This window comes from Serratia symbiotica (assembly GCF_000821185.2).
Taxonomy (GTDB): Bacteria; Pseudomonadota; Gammaproteobacteria; order Enterobacterales; family Enterobacteriaceae; genus Serratia; species Serratia symbiotica.
Window position 1 is genome coordinate 320,172 of the sequence record NZ_CP050855.1, and the last position, 16,907, is coordinate 337,078.

Below are 16,907 nucleotides of genomic sequence, written 5' to 3' on the forward strand. Positions count from 1 at the left end.
GGGGTGTATGTAGTGGCACACTGAATTTGGCCACCTGAACAGAGGTGATATGCTCACCTCAGGACATTACAGGTGCTTCAATGAAAAAAAGAAATTTCAGTGCAGAGTTCAAACGCGAATCCGCTCAACTGGTCGTTGACCAGAACTACACCGTGGCAGATGCAGCCAGTGCTATGGATGTCGGCCTTTCCACAATGACGCGATGGGTGAAGCAGTTGCGTGATGAGCGGCAGGGAAAAATACCTAAAGCCTCTCCCATTACTCCTGAACAAATTGAAATACGTGAGCTGAGGAAAAAAATACAACGTATTGAAATGGAAAACGAAATATTAAAAAAGGCTACCGCGCTCTTGATGTCAGACTCCCTGAACAGTTCTCGATAATCGGGAAACTCAGAGCGCATTATCCGGTGGTCACACTCTGCCACGTGTTCGGGGTTCATCGCAGCAGCTACAAATACTGGAAAAACCGTCCTGAAAAACCAGATGGCAGACGAGCTGTATTACGCAGCCAGGTACTGGAACTGCATAGCGTCAGCCATGGCTCTGCTGGCGCAAGGAGTATCGCAACTATGGCAACCATGAAGGGCTTCAGGATGGGACGATGGCTCGCCGGCAGGCTCATGAAAGAGCTGGGGCTGGTCAGTTGTCAACAGCCCACTCATCGGTATAAATGCGGTGGCCTTGAACACATCGCTATCCCGAATCACCTTGAGCGGCAGTTCGCAGTGACAGAGCCTAATCAGGTGTGGTGTGGCGATGTGACCTATATCTGGACAGGCAGGCGCTGGGCCTACCTCGCCGTTGTTCTCGACCTGTTCGCGAGAAAACCGGTGGGCTGGGCAATGTCGTTCTCACCGGACAGCAGGCTGACCATCAAAGCGCTGGAGATGGCGTGGGAGGCCCGGGGAAAACCAGCCGGAGTGATGTTCCACAGCGATCAGGGCAGCCATTACACAAGCAGACAGTTCCGGCAGTCACTGTGGAGGTATCGGATCAGACAGAGTATGAGTCGGCGTGGAAACTGCTGGGATAATAGCCCAATGGAGCGCTTCTTCAGGAGTCTGAAGAACGAATGGGTACCGGTGACGGGTTACATAAACTTCAGCGATGCAGCCCACGCAATAACGGACTATATCGTTGGGTATTACAGCGCGCTCAGGCCGCATGAATATAACGGTGGGTTACCACCAAACGAATCGGAAAACCGATACTGGAAAAACTCTAACGCGGTGGCCAGTTTTAGTTGACCACTACAGCCTGAACTCACTCCGCCCATTGAACGGCCTGCTGGTCGGGAGCGCACAGAACCGCCGGTCACCCACCTTCCTGCTGATACCACATCAGAATCCCCGGTCACCAACCTGCGCAGCGGTACGCTGACCACGTCCGGCCACCCTGAACCCGCGCCGGAACTGTCTGACAGCATTGCGATGCCAGAATACGAGGGAGCGAATGTCGGCAGGGTACCGCGTCGTGAAGTGCAGAACGACCACTTGGACGGACGTCAGGTCATTACCGGCGAGAGCGGTAGCGCTGACGATAATGCAGGGAGCGTCCTGAGTGATTTCAGCGCCGGTACGCTCGTTTCCGCGTTCGGCGAGCAGCTTGAGTCTCCTTCTGCGGCAGTGAATTCTGTGGCGTTCGCGGCTACCGGACTTGAACCGGTCAACGACATCTGGCACATCCCGGCGTTGCAGGATGACACTGAGCACCTTCAAGACATGGCCTTCCGCCTTGTCTTCGAAATTGCAGAGGCGATGGGCTGTCCTGACTGCGTGCGTGAAGACAAGCATCCAACATCAGTTGGCTTCTCCGTGTCCGCGAACGCCGGTGAATTTTCTCTCTTCCTTGCGGGGCTTTCTGGCTCGTTGCCTAATGGTCAGTTAAATATGTTCATGTTCTGCCTGAACTTTTTCGGCTCTCAGCACCCAACTGATACACCCGTTTTTGACGATATTACGGTGGTTAAAACGATGCGTCTTATCCGCGTTATCCGCCGACTGCGCGAGCTGCAGCGCCTGGCTGCCAAGGGAGGGGACAATGACTGATGACCTGAACGATGAAATGGCGCAGGCCAGTACGGCGATGTTTACGCAGCGCAGTATCGATGCCATCCGGGCACAGGTGCATACTGCGTTGCCATCAAAGGAAATCTGCGGATGCTGCGGCGTTAATATTCCCTTAGACCGTCAACTCGCAGTTCCAGGCGTGGAGCTTTGCGCGGGCTGTCAGGATGTCAAGGAGCGTCGGGATTGGCATCACCCAGCTAGCAAAAAGGGGATGCGTTATGTCTGATAATCAGAGGCTTATCATGCGCGTCCGGCACTTGATGGCGCTGGGTACCCGCAACGATAACCCGCATGAAGCGGCACGCGCCGTTGCGCTGGCTCAGCGCCTCATGCAGCGTCACAACCTTACTCAGGACATGTTCTCCCTCACAGAGGTCAGCGAGTCGGTCTGCGATAGCCTGACCAGTAACGCGGAGAGGGTGCCGGCCTGGCTCAACTCCCTTGCAACTGTTGTCTGTATGGCCACGGGTTGCCGTAGCTGGTTCGGTTGGTACGTCTATACCAGCATGGGTGGTAATAAAATCCATCGCCGTTCGTTGCACTTTTACGGCTTCAGTGAGCGGCCAGAAATCGCGCGTTACATCTTCACCGTGTTGCAGCGTCAGTTGCGGGTCGCAACTGACCGCCATATGAAAAGTTATCGCTCTCGCCGTATCCTTCTGCGCACGCTCCGCTGTCGGGCAGACCAGTTCCGTGAAGGCTGGGTATCGGGCGTCTGGCAGGTACTGCAGTCTTTTGCTCCCTCATCGGGGGAAACGTCGGTGCTGCAGCGCTGGTTGGTGCAGCGTCATAGGGGCAACGCCTTGACCGGCCTCACCATCCGTGAAGTCGGCAGTTGCCGCGGTGATAAAATGGCCCGTATGGTGGGCTGGCTCGCCGGGCGTGATGCCGATGTGCATCAAGGCCTTTACGGGGCACAGGCTCCACATCAGATCACGGAGGGAGGTACCGCGTATGACTGACGTTATTTTATGGAGCGCCTGCCTGTCGGGTTGGCTTTTTGATGTTCTGCTCGTTGCAAACCAGGTGATATCCAGAGGAGCCTTATGAGCCACCACAATCTGTCACAGGCTACCACGGCCATTCTTTCATCACTGCTGATGGACGTAAAGAGCGGAAATATTCGCCGATGCGAGTCGCTGGGCATGTCGGTCGAGGAAATCCGCGCGCTAAGCCAATTGAGCCTGGATGAACTGCATTATATCAGCCAATCACACGTTTCCGTCCTGGACGTCACCCTCAATCACGAGAATTTCTGGCTGATGTTGAACCAAGCGCGTAATGAGCAGAAACGCATGCTGATGATTGATCGTGCGTTGGAACTGGGTGGTTCGATGGAACTGATGGAGACTTACTTTGGCATGTCGCCATCAGAAGTTAGCGCCCGTCGGCGAATGATGGGCATTGAAACGCGCCAGGGCCGCACTCAGTCACTCAGCGAACCGCAGGATACGTTGCTGTGGTCGGAATGGAAGGTGGCGGGTATGTCTTCGCCAGACTCGCACCAGGCTCTGGAGGTCATGATGCTGGCGGCTGAGCAATACAGCCTGTCCCTAACCGCCGTCTGGACCCGCGTCTGCCTGTGGTGTCGTGAAGCAAAGACTGTCCGTAAAACAGATGTCAGTGTGCGTAAGGCGACATGATGCAGGTGGGTGATGAGAGCTATAACCATGAAATGCGCTGTTAAGGGATTGTCGCTGACAAACATACAGTGCCGGGTTAATCCCGGCACTGTGCTGTCGCAGGGTAAAGAGGGGAGTAAAAAATGACCATGCCGCCCGATAGCATTGTGGCACTCACACTGTCCCGGATGCAGCAAAACCTGGAGCGGAGGGCGGATAGCTGCGATGTCAGCCAGGAGCGCAGCGGGCTGCTATTTATGGGGAACGTGCACGATGCGTATCCGCGCAGGCTGTTTCTCGACACGCGCCTTTCACCGCTCGATAAAACCGCGTGGGTAATGATCCGGCTTTATGCACAGCAGAATGAGGGGGCTGTCTTCCCGACCTACGATGAACTACAGATACAGCTCGCATCGGCGCATTCTGAGAAAGCCTCCAGGGATACCGTCAGCCGTGTTCTTCTGATGCTGCGTCTGACAGGCTGGCTCAGTTTGTGTAAGCGCGTGCGTGATGACCGCGGCCGCATACGTGGCAATATCTATGCACAGCATGATGAACCGTTGGGTTACCGGGATGCAGAGACGTTCGACCCGGGCTGGCTGACGCTGGTTGAAGAAAGCTGTTTGAGTAAGAATAAGTCTGTCCGTATGACGGCGTTAGCCGTGATAAATGACATGCTTCAGGATCCGGGTATGCGTCACCGCCACAGTCGGCTGGTACTCATTGAGAATCGGCTGAGTGTACCTGCTACACCTGCTGAAATGGTCCGTCGTAGCAGGGCGCAGTCAATGAGTCCAGAAAACGGACTTGGTAAAAAACGCTTAAAAAACCTCTTGAATCCACTAAGTCCGAAAAACGGACTTAGTACCCCACAGCACGAAGAAACACTGAGTTCGAAATCAGGACTCTGCAAGAAATCAATGAGTTACGCCGGAGTCCGAAAATCGGACTGTAACGTACGTAATTTCACACAAAGTGTGAATAAAAAAACGTACGTACTGGGCCGAGGACTTTCGTTGCTGCCTGAAGATTTCATGACCGGACTGAACAGTGAGGATCGGCAGATGCTGGCTGACCAGATGGCCTCACTGCCCGAAACGACTGCGAAGATACTGGCTGGGATGCTGTGTGAACAACTGAGACAGGGCAGGCTGTCCAATCCTGTTGGCTGGATGTTTTCGATGCTGCGACGAGCTCGCAATGGCAAATTAAAATTGTCAGAAGACGCTGGGCATGCAGACTCTGGCTGCATCGCATCTACCCCTGCAGAAAGCCCGCCCCCAGTGCCTGCAGTATCGCTTCCTGTTCTGCCTGCGAACAGAGCTTCTCAGGAGCAGGTCAGGACGATGATTGCTGCTATCCGGAAACAATCGTGTAAGTGATAATTGTGATTGTACAAAAAACAACCTTTCCACCCAGTGGTGGCAAGAGCAAAAAACAACCAATCAGAGGAGATGTTACATCAGCCCCTACAGAAAGCCTTTACCTAGTGCCTGCGGTATCGCTTCCTGTTCTGCCAGCGAACAGATCTCCTCAGGAGCGCATGAAGGCGGTGATAGCGGCGATACGGCATGGGGCGCAACAAGGTTTGAAAATTAACAAACTGATTCGAGAATTAAGCAACAACGCCAACCTGAGACAGCAAGATTGCTCAAATAATAACCTTGTTGCGGGGCGCAACAAAATTAAAAAACGAGCAAACCGATTCGAGAATTAAGCAACAACGCCAACCTGAGACAGCAAGATTGCTCAAATAATAACCTTGTTGCGGGGCGCAACAAGATTAAAAAACGAGCAAAACGATTCGAGAATTAAGCAACAACGCCAACCTGAGACAGCAAGATTGCTCGAATAATAACCTTGTTGCGGGGCGCAACAAGATTAAAAAACGAGCAAACCGATTCGAGAATTAAGCAACAACGCCAACCTGAGACAGCAGGGTTGCACAAATAATAACCTTGTTGCGGGGCGCAACAAGATTAAAAAACGAGCAAACCGATTCGAGAATTAAGCAACAACGCCAACCTGAGACAGCAGGATTGCACAAATAATAACCTTGTTGCGGGGCGCAACAAAATTAAAAAACGAGCAAACCGATTCGAGAATTAAGCAACAACGCCAACCTGAGACAGCAAGATTGCTCAAATAATAACCTTGTTGCGGGGCGCAACAAGATTAAAAAACGAGCAAACCGATTCGAGAATTAAGCAACAACGCCAACCTGAGACAGCAAGATTGCTCGAATAATAACCTTGTTGCGGGGCGCAACAAGATTAAAAAACGAGCAAACCGATTCGAGAATTAAGCAACAACGCCAACCTGAGACAGCAGGGTTGCACAAATAATAACCTTGTTGCGGGGCGCAACAAGATTAAAAAACGAGCAAACCGATTCGAGAATTAAGCAACAACGCCAACCTGAGACAGCAGGATTGCACAAATAATAACCTTGTTGCGGGGCGCAACAAGATTAAAAAACGAGCAAACCGATTCGAGAATTAAGCAACAACGCCAACCTGAGGCAGCAAGATTGCTCAAATAATAACCTTGTTGCGGGGCGCAACAAGATTAAAAAACGAGCAACCTGATTAGAGAATTAAGCAACAATGGCAACCTGAGACAGCAAGATTGCTCAAATAATAACCTTGTTGCGGGGCGCAACAAGATTAAAAAACGAGCAAACCGATTCGAGAATTAAGCAACAATGGCAACCTGAGACAACAGAATTGCTCAAATAACAACCTTGTTGCGGGGCGCGGCAAGGTTAAAAAACGAGCAAACCGATTCGAGAATTAAGCAACAATGGCAACCTGAAACAACAAGATTGCCCAAATAATAACCTTGCTGCGGGGTGCGGCAAGGTCAGAATACGTACATGTGATAATTTCAGCGTTGAGATTATGAGTTTTACATTGTTGTAAACCCTGATATTTCAGGACTATGCCACCTCATCTTAACTGAACACAGGTGACAACGATGGCAGACAAGAAAACCAGGGCGGGTGCACTCCAGTCCGAACTTCATATCGAACTCCACACTAATTATGCCATTGGATTGTGGGAGGGTCGTAAGGCAGAGAAACGTGATGACGGTAAGAAAGGAAAGCAGCCTATTATGGGCATGCCGCAGTTTCTTCACCGTGCCACGCTGATTAACAGAGATTCTTTGCAGAATGATCCGTGGGCCGATATGGCGATGCTGGCCCTGGAAGAAAAAATTGAGTACGCCAGCCAGCAGATGCAAAAGCTGATTGAAACACTGGATAAACAGATGAGCTTTGTTCCGGCAGGCGTCACCATCAGCGATGCTCAAGCTGTGGAAACAGTCGACCTCACTGTTTTTAGCAGCACCCCACTGGGATATCGCTGTGTTTTTCTGCTGATGGGCTTTGATCAGTTTGCTAAAAAGGTTCTCCAGGCCGCGCATTATGGCGTTATTTCACGCACTCAGCGCTATGATCTGCTGGGCGACGGCAGCCGACTTCTACGTGAAATTTACGGATGCGTGCTTCGTTATCGCAAAATCGGCGCAACCCGCCTTGATGCGGTTGAGAATAATGAGGTGTGGAATAAAGCCTGCGAAGAAGCTGGCGAACCTGATCGTACCGTTCTGCTCGGAGAAAAACGTTCCACGTTCTCTCCGCCCGTTAATGAAGCGAGCATAAATCTTCTGCGCTTGCGCTATCAGGCGACCTGAGGAGACCGACCATGCGGCTTTTTATCTGTGAAAAGCCCTCGCAGGGGCGCGATCTGGCGGCAGTGCTTGGGGCATCCCGCCGCAGTGACGGTTTTATGGCGGGTAGCGGCGTCACCATCACCTGGGCGGTGGGTCACCTGCTTGAGACTGCACCGCCAGAAGCTTATGGCCAGCAGTACGGCAGACCCTGGTCGCTCTCTGCCCTGCCGATACTGCCCGCACCCTGGCAGGTCATTGTGAAAAAAGAAACGCAGGATCAGTTTAAGGTAATCGAGCGGCTGCTACGCCAGGTTGATGAGGTGGTGATCGCAACCGACGCTGACCGTGAGGGTGAGGTCATTGCGCGCGAGCTACTCGATTACTGCCGCTGGGAAGGTCCGGTGCAGCGGCTCTGGCTCTCGGCGCTGGATGAACTCAGTATCCGTGCTGCATTGCAGGATCTTCGTCCGGGCGCAGATACACTCGGCATGTACCACGCCGGGTTGGGACGTGCGCGCGCAGACTGGTTGATAGGTATGAACCTCTCTCGCCTCTATACCCTGCGCGCGGCTGAAGTCGGTTTTGACGGTGTGGTGTCGGTCGGGCGCGTGCAAACTCCGACACTGGCACTGGTTGTGCGACGTGACAGGGAGATTGCGGCCTTTGTGCCTAAGCCTTACTGGCAGGTAAAGGCGCAGCTCACTGCGGGTGGTCTCACGTTCCCGGCGCAGTGGGTACCGGCGAAGGTTTATACCGATGAGGAAAAGCGCTGCGTGCATCAGAACATCGCGCAGCAGGTGGCGCAGCTTTGCCAACAGGCTGGCGTCGCAGTAGTGACGGAGTGCGAGACAAAACGGGAGAAGGCCGCCGCGCCGCTAGCCTTTTCTCTCGGCTCCCTGCAGCAGGCCTGTGGCAGGCTTTGGGACATGTCGCCCCAGCAGGTGCTGGATACAGCGCAAAGCCTGTATGAAAAACACAAGGCTACTACCTACCCCCGCACCGACTGCGGCTACCTGCCGGAGTCCATGCGTAAGGAAATTCCCAGTGTGCTGGACGCTATTGGCCGCACTGATCCAGAGTGTGCCCCACTGTTGTCCCAACTCGATAAGACGATGGTCTCACGCATATGGAACGACAAAAAAATCACTGCCCATCATGGTATTATCCCCACGCGTAACGCATTCCAACTGTCCGCACTAAACGAGGTTGAGTGCCGGGTGTATACACTGATCCGCCGCAACTATCTGGCACAGTTCCTGTCGCTGCACGAGTCAGATATTACCCGGCTGCAATTTGACATCGGCGGCCAGTTGTTTCGCACCCTTGGTCGAACGGAGATGATAAAAGGCTGGAAGGTATTATTTGAAAAGGCCGATGAGGACGAGGTGCCGGCAGAGGATGAGGCAGCAGTGGCACTGCCTCCGCTCAGTAGAGATGCGCGCTGTGGGGTAAGTCGTGCAGAGGTGGTACCACTGATGACCCGCCCGCCGGCGCATTACACCTTTGCCACCCTTATCGGTGCCATGATGAACGCTGCGGCATTTGTTACTGACGTTTCGCTGCGCAAGGTGCTGAAAGACAACGCTGGACTGGGCACCGAAGCCACCCGTGCCGGTATTGTCGAGCAACTGCTAAACCGCCGCTTTATCGCGCGTAAAGGCAGCAAGCTGATGGCTACGGATCTCGGCGCTGACGTCATTGATGCTCTGCCACCCCAGTTGACGGAGCCGGGAATGACGGCGCTGTGGGAACAGGCGCTGGATGAGGTCGCCGCAGGTCGCATGACGCTCAGCGCCTTTTTGCAACGGCAGGCGGGCTGGACGCGCAACTTGGTAAGCCAGGGTGCGCAGCAGCAGGTTCACATCCGCGTACCACCCACGCCGCCTTGTCCGTTGTGCGGCGGGAAAACCCGTCTGCGTAAGGGGGACAAAGGCGAGTTCTGGAGTTGTCAGCACTACCCTGAATGTAAGGGGATCATTAACAGTGATACCAGGAAGCGAAAAAGCCCGCGCCGGGCTAAGTCACCAAAATCCAACAAGAATTAATCCATCGTCTCTGTATTGCAGGCCAGTGTGGCCTTTGCTATTGTTAACCCGGCTCTGAAGCCGCACTCCGTGACTGCGGGTTTCGTCAGCATCTAATGCATGTGCTGGCGGGATACAGTCTGATCGGTCCGTCCACACCTGAACGGGAGCCGGTAAGGCACGAAAACTCCGTGAAACCCGTGCCGGGAATTGAACACGCCAGCGGAGCTACTGCAGCATTAAGCAGCTAAACCTCAGGTCGATGGTGCAGACCTCAGAAGGCGGTGCCGTCAGGTACCGCTTTTTTTATTTTTCACGACTGATGATTTTCTGCGCGCAGCAGCGTTGACATATGCTGTGTCTGAATCAATGATAAAGAGGCTTATCGTTGTCATCACGACAACTGCCAATGTTCCAGTGATTTGAGAGGAGCGCCTTCGGGTAATCACATGCCAATGCCATCACAACCTGAGAGATGGCGCTTTCGGGCGGTTCAAACCTGTTAACCTTTGCGAACAGGGGCCTGATAATCAGGTTAAGGTCCACTTCACCAATACAGCCAGTCGGCGCTTACTGCTGACTTCCCTGCGGGAAACACTTCCCGTACGGGACAGATGTTTCTCCGCTACCTGTTTATGTTCAGTTTTACTCCGGAGAAAACATCATGACTGCAAACACTCATACTGCCCCTGCTTCAAACGGCTCTTCTTCTGGCACTCAGAAAAAAGAGTATTTCAACCTCAACGTTAGCGGTATCGGTTATCTCAATTCGATCCGCCGTGTTCAGGGTCCTAACGGTGAGTTCACCTGCGCTGTTATCAACGCTCTGACAGGACCAACGGACAATGCTTCCTATACCCGTTTCGATGTCACCATCGCGGGTTCGGACACAACCAAGCTCATCAACCGCTGTCAGAAAGCGGTTGATGAAGAGGAGAAAGTCCTGATTGGCTTTGTGCTGAGCGGTCTGAAAGCCGACGTTTTTACCCTTCAAACGGGTGAACACGCCGGTGAAGCCCGAACCTCTCTGAAAGCCCGCCTGATTAAGGTGGACTTTATCAAGAAAGGCCAGGACGTGGTATACCAAGCACCCAATGCTTCTCAGACGCCGGAATCTGGTTCATCTGCTGCTAAAGAGTACGATCCGAACTCCTTCTAAGCGTCACGGACACACCACCGGAATACATCCCGGTGGTTGTGCTCCTCTCAACCCCCTATTTTTAAGAGGAAATCATTATGTCCGCACGCGGCGTCAACAAAGTCATCCTCGTCGGTAACCTCGGCCAGGATCCAGAAGTACGTTACATGCCTAACGGTAATGCAGTGACCGGTTTAAGCCTGGCCACCTCGGAATCCTGGCGTGATAAACAGAGCGGTGAAAACCGTGAGAATACCGAATGGCATCGTGTCGTGCTGTTTGGCAAGCTGGCAGAAGTGGCCGGTGAATACCTGCGTAAAGGTTCACAGGTCTATATTGAAGGCCAGTTGCGCACCCGCAAATGGACGGATAACAGCGGCACTGACCGCTGGACGACGGAAGTGGTGGTGGGTATAAACGGAACGATGCAGATGTTGGGTGGTCGCAATACCAGCACCACTACCAGCGGAAACAAAGTGCAGTCAGGTCAGCAGAGCAGTTGGGGCCAGCCACAGCAACCTCAGCAAGCACAGTCTGCACCACGAAATCCGGCGAATGAGCCTCCAATGGATTTTGACGATGACATACCTTTCTAGGATTTACCTGAGAGTTATTTGTAAAGAATAAATACACAGACCCCTGTTAAGGTGCCTGTCGCAAAGCTATCTATGCGATTTCCTAATGATAACTGCGCCAGTTTGACTGGCGCTTTTTTATTCAAGATAATTGAGTCAGAAGCGAGGTATCTCATTAATGCCGGTTATACTCAGACTTAATGGATTTAAATTTTTTTTTTACTCAAATGAGGGGAACCCTCGTGAGCCAGCCCATATTCATGTCCGCAATGCCGAAGGTGAAGCAAAGTTCTGGACAGACGATGGGGTTAAACTGAGCAGAAATGATGGCTTCAATGCCAGCACGCTCAGGGAGTTAACAAAAATGGTTGAACAGAACCAAACGCTCTTTGTGGAGGCCTGGAATGACTATTTCAGTTAAGAATGTGCGCTTTGATGAAACCACCATGTGGGTCGAATTGAGTGATGGCAGAGTCATGGGGGTTCCGCTGGCTTGGTTCCCACGACTGCTCAACGCCTCTGCAAAGGATCGCAGAGATTATGAACTCAGTAAACGCGGTATCCACTGGGATGCTCTGGATGAGGATATCTCAGTGGACGGTTTGCTGGCAGGCTGCGGTGATGTGACCCATGTTCCGCATCACGTTGCATGACACAATAAAGGCCTTATTGACTCTATATGGCATCTGCAGAAAAGGCCATGTGAGAAATCTGTTAGCAGATTCAATTAATTACACTCTCTTGTGCGCCGATTTAGTCTGGCGCTTCTTTCTTCTATAATGGGGTTCAATAATCAGGAATGTCACTGGAGATCTACCATGAACACACGATACGAAGCTGATGTTGTTGCCTGGGCTCAGGAGCAGGCAGCTTTACTGCGTGCCGGTCGGTTCTCTGAGATTGATATTGCTAATATCGCCGAGGAGATCGAGGACGTGGGCAAAAGCGAAAAGCGTGAACTCGCCAGTCGTATGGCCGTTTTGCTGGCACATCTTCTCAAGTGGAAGTTTCAGACGGGCCGTCGCGGTTCTAGCTGGCAGCGAACCATCAAAGAACAAAGAAAAGCATTGGCATTACATATTAAAGGAACACCCAGCCTCAAAACTACGCTTTCCAACAGTGACTGGATTGCAGTTGTGTGGGCTGATGCGGTTTCTTCTGCGGCACAGGAAACACAGCTTGATGTGTTTCCTGAGGACTGCATCTGGGAAATGGGACAAATCCTGTCTCAGGAATTTTACCCGGAATAACCTCTGTCAGCATATCTGACGATAAAAGCGCCTTTATGGTAATGCCGGTCACTTAAGGTGACCGGCATTGTTTTTTATAGGTTATTTTCGTTTCAATGATTTCAGTTCCCGGGGATAACTGCGCTCCCTTCGACCTGGTAGCACCAAACTCCCTGCAAGCTCATAAAAATACTTCAGATGCCCAGGTACCGCGACCGGTGAACATAACGGTAACCCTATCAGTAACCTCAAGATTTCACTTATTGTTCCGCTGAAGCTTAACTGATAGGGCAGATAATCCCCCTTCAGATTGAACGCCATTTTTACCATTTGATATCGCACCAGATTATAGGTCAGCTGCACTCCCCATAGCTCCTGCCTGATCATCTCTGGCAGTTTACTTCTCAGCGTCCACCGGTTGCCCAGCAGCTCCTGTTTCACTTCCCGGTAACCCAGCTCTATTTCCCAACGATGCTGATAAAGCTCGCTCACATCTGCCGCCGGATAACGCATCGTATCTGTCAGCGACGTCAGCACCTCCCGTTCCTTGCCCTTTATCGTTCGCACGATTAGCCGTGCTATCACCTCTTCGGGTAATCCATCCCATTGTTTACGTGACAGTGGGCTTGTTTTCAGCTTCACCAGCCTGTCCTGACGGCCCAGCTTTCGTATCTCCTCATATTGCGTGTTTTTCTTCAGTGGCAGCAGCCAGTGACGATTTTCCCCGCTGTTCTGCCAGTGGTGAAGCAGGCCCAGTGAGTAAAAGCCCTTATCGAACAAGGTAATACTGTTGTCTGGTGTGCCCTTTGTCAGCCGTGCGGCCAGGTGCATCTCATTCGTTCCGTAGCGGTCGAACTCACTGGCAACCAGCAGATGACTGCTGAGCTCCATCTGACACACCATCTGCACCTGAGGGTAGGCTGTATCGCCGTGTTGAGTCCGGCTTTTACCGAAGGCGGCCTCATTTTCTGGCGTGTCCGGTGTTCGCCAGACTACGCCATCGACGCCCAGCAATTTTAAGCCGTGCCACAAGGGATGGCGTGCCTCCTGATGCCAGTAGTCTGCGGTCAGTTTAAACAAGGTTTTAATGGGGTCTTCACCGAGTGTTTTACGCCGCTGGATTACGGAGCTGGGGGCGGTAAACGGGCGACCTGTCCGGTCAACAATGTCCATCAGATTCACGATTTGCGACAGGGGACGGTTGTTATAGATAGCCATGCCAATGACCAGCCAGACCATGGATTCAAGAGGGAGTTTACGTTTTCTGAGTGTGACGGTATCAGTCAGGGAGAAAGCCTGCTGAATGAGGTCAGGAGGCAACAGATCAGCCAGCGTCTGAACCTGTTCAGGGGCGGTAAAGATGCATAAAAAAGGGTTCCAGTCATGTCCTGAAACCCTTTTTACAGCAACCACTGGATCGTTCAACCGATCCTTAAACGATCGGCATTACCTTTATGGCGCTTTTTTTTCGGTTCGAGTCGGAGCAAGGCAAGGCTTTCGACCTGTCCCTATTATTAAAATCTCCACTTTTTTCTTCAGTTTGCTGTAAGAGTTTCACATTGTCTGCTTTTTCTTTGGTTTGCTGGCAGGTGCGCTGATGTGACCCATATTCCGAATCACGTTGCATGACACAGTAAGGCGAAACGCCAGATAACCGACGTTTTTATGAAAAGTATCTACGGCCAGTATCGTTGTGAACGCGCACGTCCCGTACAGGCTAACCCCATTAGTGCAAAACTCTTCATCCATAGCAACCTCAGCAGGCCCTGTCTGCACCACTAAATCCGGCGAACAAGCCACCGATTGATTTTGACGATAGCCGTAGTTAACATTACTATATTAGCTAACTTAGCTAATAAAGGGTGTTTTATGACCATACAGGCAAATATGCACGAAGCGAAATCTCACCTCAGCCATCTGGCCGATCAGGCTGCAGAGGGTGAAATTGTCATCATTGCTAAATCCGGAAAGCCATACGTTCAGCTGATCCCTGTTATGCAGAACGACAGGACACCTGGAGGTTATAGAGAAGACATCTCCATGGACAACTGCTTTAATGAAGCTGATGCTGAAATCCAGAGAATGTTTGAAGGTAACTGATGAAGCGTCTTCTTATTGATACGCATGTCTTTATCTGGTGGCTAACTGATGACCATGCTCTGGGATCTATGGCCAGAAGCGTGATTTCCAGGGGGAGTAACGTTGTTTATGTCAGCGCTGTGACCCCGTGGGAGATTTCTATCAAACGCTCTTTAGGTAAACTGCAGTTTGAGGCAGATATTGATGAGGCAATGGAACGAAATCGCTTTTTTCCTCTCTCTATTACACATTCTCATGCAGAGCAGGCAGGCGAATTGCCAAGACACCATGGCGATCCGTTTGACCGTATGCTGATAGCGCAGTCGCAGATGGAAGGACTCATTCTGGTCTCTGCCGATACTGTTTTCAGCCAATACGGCACAAGGCTGATGAACGCCAGAACCTGATGGTGATTTTTTTCATTTTGGCGCTTTTTTTCGGAGCGGGTCATTTAGCCGGTACAAATCAGCCGCCACACAACGCGGGTCAAGATTGGAGCCTCGACAGGCTATATAACTTGCTTTTGTGGCCTTACGGGGTTGTCCCTAAGGGAAATTCTCCAGCAATACAGATAGATTTATCGGTGTTCTCTGCCCCGTAAAGAAACAGAATAATCAGCATTCTTTTTCAGATACACCTGCTCGTTCACTCCAATCGACCACGCATTGTTTTTCTTTGGTTTGCAGTAAGAGTTTCACATTGTCTGCTTTTTCTTCACCGCCAGAATAGCACTCCTGACCAAGACTATGACTGGGGTGAATCCTGATGGCAGTACCTTCCAGACGCGCCGCAACAGGCGCAGGCCTGTTCGCCTGCTCTGTAATATTGGCAGGCTGCACCAATACGGCCTCCACCGCGATACCTAATCCAGTGGGCCACTATCAGCAACCCGTGCGTTTTGATGATATTTACCGTAATCGCTCACCAGACGTGGTGCGCTATGACCGTTATACGCTTGTCAGCACGCGTCCGGCCGCTGCGCAGCGCGATCCACTCAATCAGATTGTGGAAATTACCATGCCGGCGCAGCTGGTCAGCAGCGTCGGTGAGGGATTTCGCTATCTGCTGCTGGAGTCGGGTTATTCACTGTGCTCCGCCACTTCTTCAGCATTTTCGGCGCTTCTCAGTCGGCCATTACCCGCCGTACAGCGTGACATTGGCCCGCTAAAGCTCAGCGAGGCGTTACAAGTTTTGGCCGGTCTCGCTTGGCGACTGAAAGTCGACGAAGTTAACCGCGAGGTCTGTTTTGAACTTCGTGATCAGTATCGCAGCTTCTCTGCTCCTGCACAGATCATCACATCACCGACACCGCGCGGCGTACCCGTAACTCGGACTTCTGGAACCTCTGCCAGTTTGCCGGTTCCGTCTACCGCTGCGGTCGTGGCGTCATCTACTGCACCGTGTAGCCCCATTACCGGCGAAGCGCTGAACGCATCAGCAGCAACGAAAAAATCCGCGCTTACGCCGCAGAGCCTGGCGGTACCCTCACCGGCGCTCACGGCGGATAAGCTTCCAGTGTTACAGAGCGCGTCTGGCACAGCGGCGGCAAACATCAGGCCGACATCCGTACTTGCGCCAGCGGTTGGCATCCCTGAGAAAACAGCCCCCGCCTCTATGGTTCGCTCCTCTGCGGCACAGCTGACGACAGTGAACCCTTTCTCATCCCACCTGGTTCGCCCCGTTACCACGCTGCCACCGCCTCTGCCTGTTGGCAGTCATGTCTCGCCGATCTCTCCGACAGGGGCACCGGTAACCGTGCTTCCCGTTGGTCAGACATGGCGTGCAGAGCCAGGCTCCACGCTGAAAGAGACCCTGACCCGTTGGGCATCAAAGGCCAACTGCAGCAATGGGGGGAACTGGGTTGTCATCTGGCCTGTGACGCTCGATTATCGCATCGATGCGCCACTGGTTTTTCACGGCAACTTTGAGTCGGTGCTGGTGCAGGTCTTTGGCCTTTATCGCAAAGCTGAAAAACCGCTCTTTGCCGAGGCCAGCCGTATTCAGTGCCTGATCTCGGTAAGCGACACACCTACGGGCGGAGGCCACTGAAATGGGATTCGCCCTGCCAGTATTCGCGCTCTGCCTGTTTATCGCGTTGATGGCCAATGATGCGCAGCAGCGTTCGGCTGATCACATGCGTTTGTCATTACAGCAGTACCTGCCGGCTCAACTGGCAGCGGATATGCTGCGCACCGCAGCCGCCGTGAATAACTGGCGACACGGAAGAACCGTGGCTGATGGCCCTGTTTCACCTGCTCAGACCGGCATGGTGCCGGTACCTGACCCCCGTATTCAAAGCGTTATATACAGTGGTCGCCTCTGGGTCTGGGTACCTGCCGCTGAGGGCGTTTATAGCGCGCTCAGCGCGCAGTCCGTGACCTCAGCGCTGGCACTGACAGTCAGCGAAGGTCGACTCAGAATGGCCGATGGCACCGACATGAACCTGGCTCTGCCGTCCAGCGTCACGGAGGGCAGCATTGTTTACCTCAACTAAC

General features: G+C 52.5%; 18 protein-coding genes and 1 pseudogene. 18 read left to right on the forward strand and 1 reads right to left on the reverse strand.

Annotated features, from left to right (window positions below; translation table 11 throughout):
• The first annotated feature begins 80 nt into the window (after positions 1-80).
• The 14 genes and pseudogenes from SYMBAF_RS01625 to SYMBAF_RS01690 all read left to right on the forward strand — a co-directional run bounded on the left by SYMBAF_RS01625 (position 81) and on the right by SYMBAF_RS01690 (position 12,354).
• Positions 81-1,249 (forward strand): IS3 family transposase gene (locus SYMBAF_RS01625; RefSeq protein WP_152609001.1). Its coding sequence is split into 2 segments (ribosomal slippage): positions 81-330 and positions 330-1,249, totalling 1,170 coding nucleotides; the frame shifts between segments, so codons are not numbered across the junction.
• A pseudogene (locus SYMBAF_RS01630) lies at positions 1,250-2,050 on the forward strand (ParB family protein); the annotation flags it as partial.
• Complete coding sequence (locus SYMBAF_RS01635; RefSeq protein ID WP_040264337.1) at positions 2,043-2,297, forward strand: TraR/DksA C4-type zinc finger protein; 255 nt, start codon at positions 2,043-2,045, stop codon at positions 2,295-2,297. The pseudogene SYMBAF_RS01630 and the gene SYMBAF_RS01635, both read left to right, overlap by 8 nt.
• On the forward strand, positions 2,290-3,033 hold the full coding sequence (locus SYMBAF_RS01640; protein WP_040264335.1) for a DUF2786 domain-containing protein: 744 nt from the start codon (positions 2,290-2,292) through the stop codon (positions 3,031-3,033). Before SYMBAF_RS01635 ends, SYMBAF_RS01640 begins: the two co-directional genes overlap by 8 nt.
• Positions 3,034-3,117: 84 nt before the next feature.
• Positions 3,118-3,714 carry a DUF2857 domain-containing protein gene (locus SYMBAF_RS01645; RefSeq protein ID WP_040264333.1) on the forward strand — a complete coding sequence of 199 codons (597 nt, stop codon included), beginning with the start codon at positions 3,118-3,120 and terminating at the stop codon, positions 3,712-3,714.
• Between the two features lie 122 nt (positions 3,715-3,836).
• Positions 3,837-5,075, forward strand: a complete 1,239-nt coding sequence (locus SYMBAF_RS01650; RefSeq protein WP_040264331.1) for an STY4528 family pathogenicity island replication protein — start codon at positions 3,837-3,839, stop codon at positions 5,073-5,075.
• 5 nt (positions 5,076-5,080) lie between these two features.
• The gene (locus SYMBAF_RS01655) at positions 5,081-5,410 is read left to right on the forward strand and encodes a hypothetical protein (RefSeq protein WP_152609062.1); all 330 of its coding nucleotides are present in this window, start codon (positions 5,081-5,083) and stop codon (positions 5,408-5,410) included.
• A gap of 1,258 nt (positions 5,411-6,668) precedes the next feature.
• A complete protein-coding gene (locus tag SYMBAF_RS01660; protein ID WP_040264329.1) occupies positions 6,669-7,388 on the forward strand; it encodes a PFL_4669 family integrating conjugative element protein in 720 nt (239 codons plus the stop codon).
• Positions 7,389-7,399: 11 nt separating this feature from the next.
• Positions 7,400-9,412, forward strand: coding sequence for a DNA topoisomerase III (locus SYMBAF_RS01665; protein WP_040264327.1), 2,013 nt, complete (start codon positions 7,400-7,402; stop codon positions 9,410-9,412).
• 643 nt (positions 9,413-10,055) lie between these two features.
• Positions 10,056-10,550, forward strand: coding sequence for an STY4534 family ICE replication protein (locus tag SYMBAF_RS01670; protein WP_040264325.1), 495 nt, complete (start codon positions 10,056-10,058; stop codon positions 10,548-10,550).
• Positions 10,551-10,627: 77 nt separating this feature from the next.
• Positions 10,628-11,125: a single-stranded DNA-binding protein gene (locus SYMBAF_RS01675; RefSeq protein WP_040264323.1), complete on the forward strand. Its 498-nt coding sequence runs from the start codon at positions 10,628-10,630 to the stop codon at positions 11,123-11,125.
• A 157-nt stretch (positions 11,126-11,282) separates the two neighbouring features.
• Positions 11,283-11,525, forward strand: coding sequence for a DUF4160 domain-containing protein (locus SYMBAF_RS01680; protein ID WP_040264321.1), 243 nt, complete (start codon positions 11,283-11,285; stop codon positions 11,523-11,525).
• A complete protein-coding gene (locus tag SYMBAF_RS01685) occupies positions 11,509-11,757 on the forward strand; it encodes a DUF2442 domain-containing protein (protein WP_040264319.1) in 249 nt (82 codons plus the stop codon). The genes SYMBAF_RS01680 and SYMBAF_RS01685 overlap by 17 nt, the downstream gene beginning before the upstream one ends.
• 165 nt (positions 11,758-11,922) lie before the next feature.
• A complete protein-coding gene (locus tag SYMBAF_RS01690) occupies positions 11,923-12,354 on the forward strand; it encodes a DUF29 domain-containing protein (protein ID WP_040264317.1) in 432 nt (143 codons plus the stop codon).
• Positions 12,355-12,435: 81 nt separating this feature from the next.
• Here the strand turns inward: SYMBAF_RS01690 and SYMBAF_RS01695 are convergent, their stop codons facing one another.
• Positions 12,436-13,695, reverse strand: a complete 1,260-nt coding sequence (locus tag SYMBAF_RS01695; protein WP_040264597.1) for an IS4 family transposase — start codon at positions 13,693-13,695, stop codon at positions 12,436-12,438.
• Positions 13,696-14,202: 507 nt separating this feature from the next.
• Here SYMBAF_RS01695 and SYMBAF_RS01700 point away from each other — a divergent pair.
• The 4 genes from SYMBAF_RS01700 (at position 14,203) to pilM (ending at position 16,906) form a co-directional block, all read left to right on the forward strand.
• Positions 14,203-14,433, forward strand: a complete 231-nt coding sequence (locus tag SYMBAF_RS01700) for a type II toxin-antitoxin system Phd/YefM family antitoxin (protein ID WP_006709180.1) — start codon at positions 14,203-14,205, stop codon at positions 14,431-14,433.
• A complete protein-coding gene (locus SYMBAF_RS01705) occupies positions 14,433-14,819 on the forward strand; it encodes a type II toxin-antitoxin system VapC family toxin (RefSeq protein WP_040264314.1) in 387 nt (128 codons plus the stop codon). The genes SYMBAF_RS01700 and SYMBAF_RS01705 overlap by 1 nt, the downstream gene beginning before the upstream one ends.
• Positions 14,820-15,177: 358 nt before the next feature.
• Positions 15,178-16,461 (forward strand): PFGI-1 class ICE element type IV pilus protein PilL2, encoded by a 1,284-nt coding sequence (gene pilL2 / locus SYMBAF_RS01710; protein WP_040264312.1) that lies wholly within the window; start codon positions 15,178-15,180, stop codon positions 16,459-16,461.
• A 1-nt stretch (position 16,462) separates the two neighbouring features.
• Positions 16,463-16,906, forward strand: coding sequence for a type IV pilus biogenesis protein PilM (gene pilM / locus SYMBAF_RS01715; RefSeq protein ID WP_040264310.1), 444 nt, complete (start codon positions 16,463-16,465; stop codon positions 16,904-16,906).
• Position 16,907: the final 1 nt, after the last annotated feature.

Excerpts from the sequence above, each read along its gene's own strand:
- SYMBAF_RS01635 (WP_040264337.1), top strand. The coding sequence starts at position 2,043 with ATGACTGATGACCTGAACGATGAAATGGCGCAGGCCAGTACGGCGATG.
- SYMBAF_RS01640 (WP_040264335.1), top strand. The coding sequence starts at position 2,290 with ATGTCTGATAATCAGAGGCTTATCATGCGCGTCCGGCACTTGATGGCG.
- SYMBAF_RS01645 (WP_040264333.1), top strand. The coding sequence starts at position 3,118 with ATGAGCCACCACAATCTGTCACAGGCTACCACGGCCATTCTTTCATCA.
- SYMBAF_RS01650 (WP_040264331.1), top strand. The coding sequence starts at position 3,837 with ATGACCATGCCGCCCGATAGCATTGTGGCACTCACACTGTCCCGGATG.
- SYMBAF_RS01660 (WP_040264329.1), top strand. The coding sequence starts at position 6,669 with ATGGCAGACAAGAAAACCAGGGCGGGTGCACTCCAGTCCGAACTTCAT.
- SYMBAF_RS01665 (WP_040264327.1), top strand. The coding sequence starts at position 7,400 with ATGCGGCTTTTTATCTGTGAAAAGCCCTCGCAGGGGCGCGATCTGGCG.
- SYMBAF_RS01670 (WP_040264325.1), top strand. The coding sequence starts at position 10,056 with ATGACTGCAAACACTCATACTGCCCCTGCTTCAAACGGCTCTTCTTCT.
- SYMBAF_RS01675 (WP_040264323.1), top strand. The coding sequence starts at position 10,628 with ATGTCCGCACGCGGCGTCAACAAAGTCATCCTCGTCGGTAACCTCGGC.
- SYMBAF_RS01680 (WP_040264321.1), top strand. The coding sequence starts at position 11,283 with ATGCCGGTTATACTCAGACTTAATGGATTTAAATTTTTTTTTTACTCA.
- SYMBAF_RS01685 (WP_040264319.1), top strand. The coding sequence starts at position 11,509 with ATGACTATTTCAGTTAAGAATGTGCGCTTTGATGAAACCACCATGTGG.
- SYMBAF_RS01690 (WP_040264317.1), top strand. The coding sequence starts at position 11,923 with ATGAACACACGATACGAAGCTGATGTTGTTGCCTGGGCTCAGGAGCAG.
- SYMBAF_RS01700 (WP_006709180.1), top strand. The coding sequence starts at position 14,203 with ATGACCATACAGGCAAATATGCACGAAGCGAAATCTCACCTCAGCCAT.
- SYMBAF_RS01705 (WP_040264314.1), top strand. The coding sequence starts at position 14,433 with ATGAAGCGTCTTCTTATTGATACGCATGTCTTTATCTGGTGGCTAACT.
- pilL2 (WP_040264312.1), top strand. The coding sequence starts at position 15,178 with ATGGCAGTACCTTCCAGACGCGCCGCAACAGGCGCAGGCCTGTTCGCC.
- pilM (WP_040264310.1), top strand. The coding sequence starts at position 16,463 with ATGGGATTCGCCCTGCCAGTATTCGCGCTCTGCCTGTTTATCGCGTTG.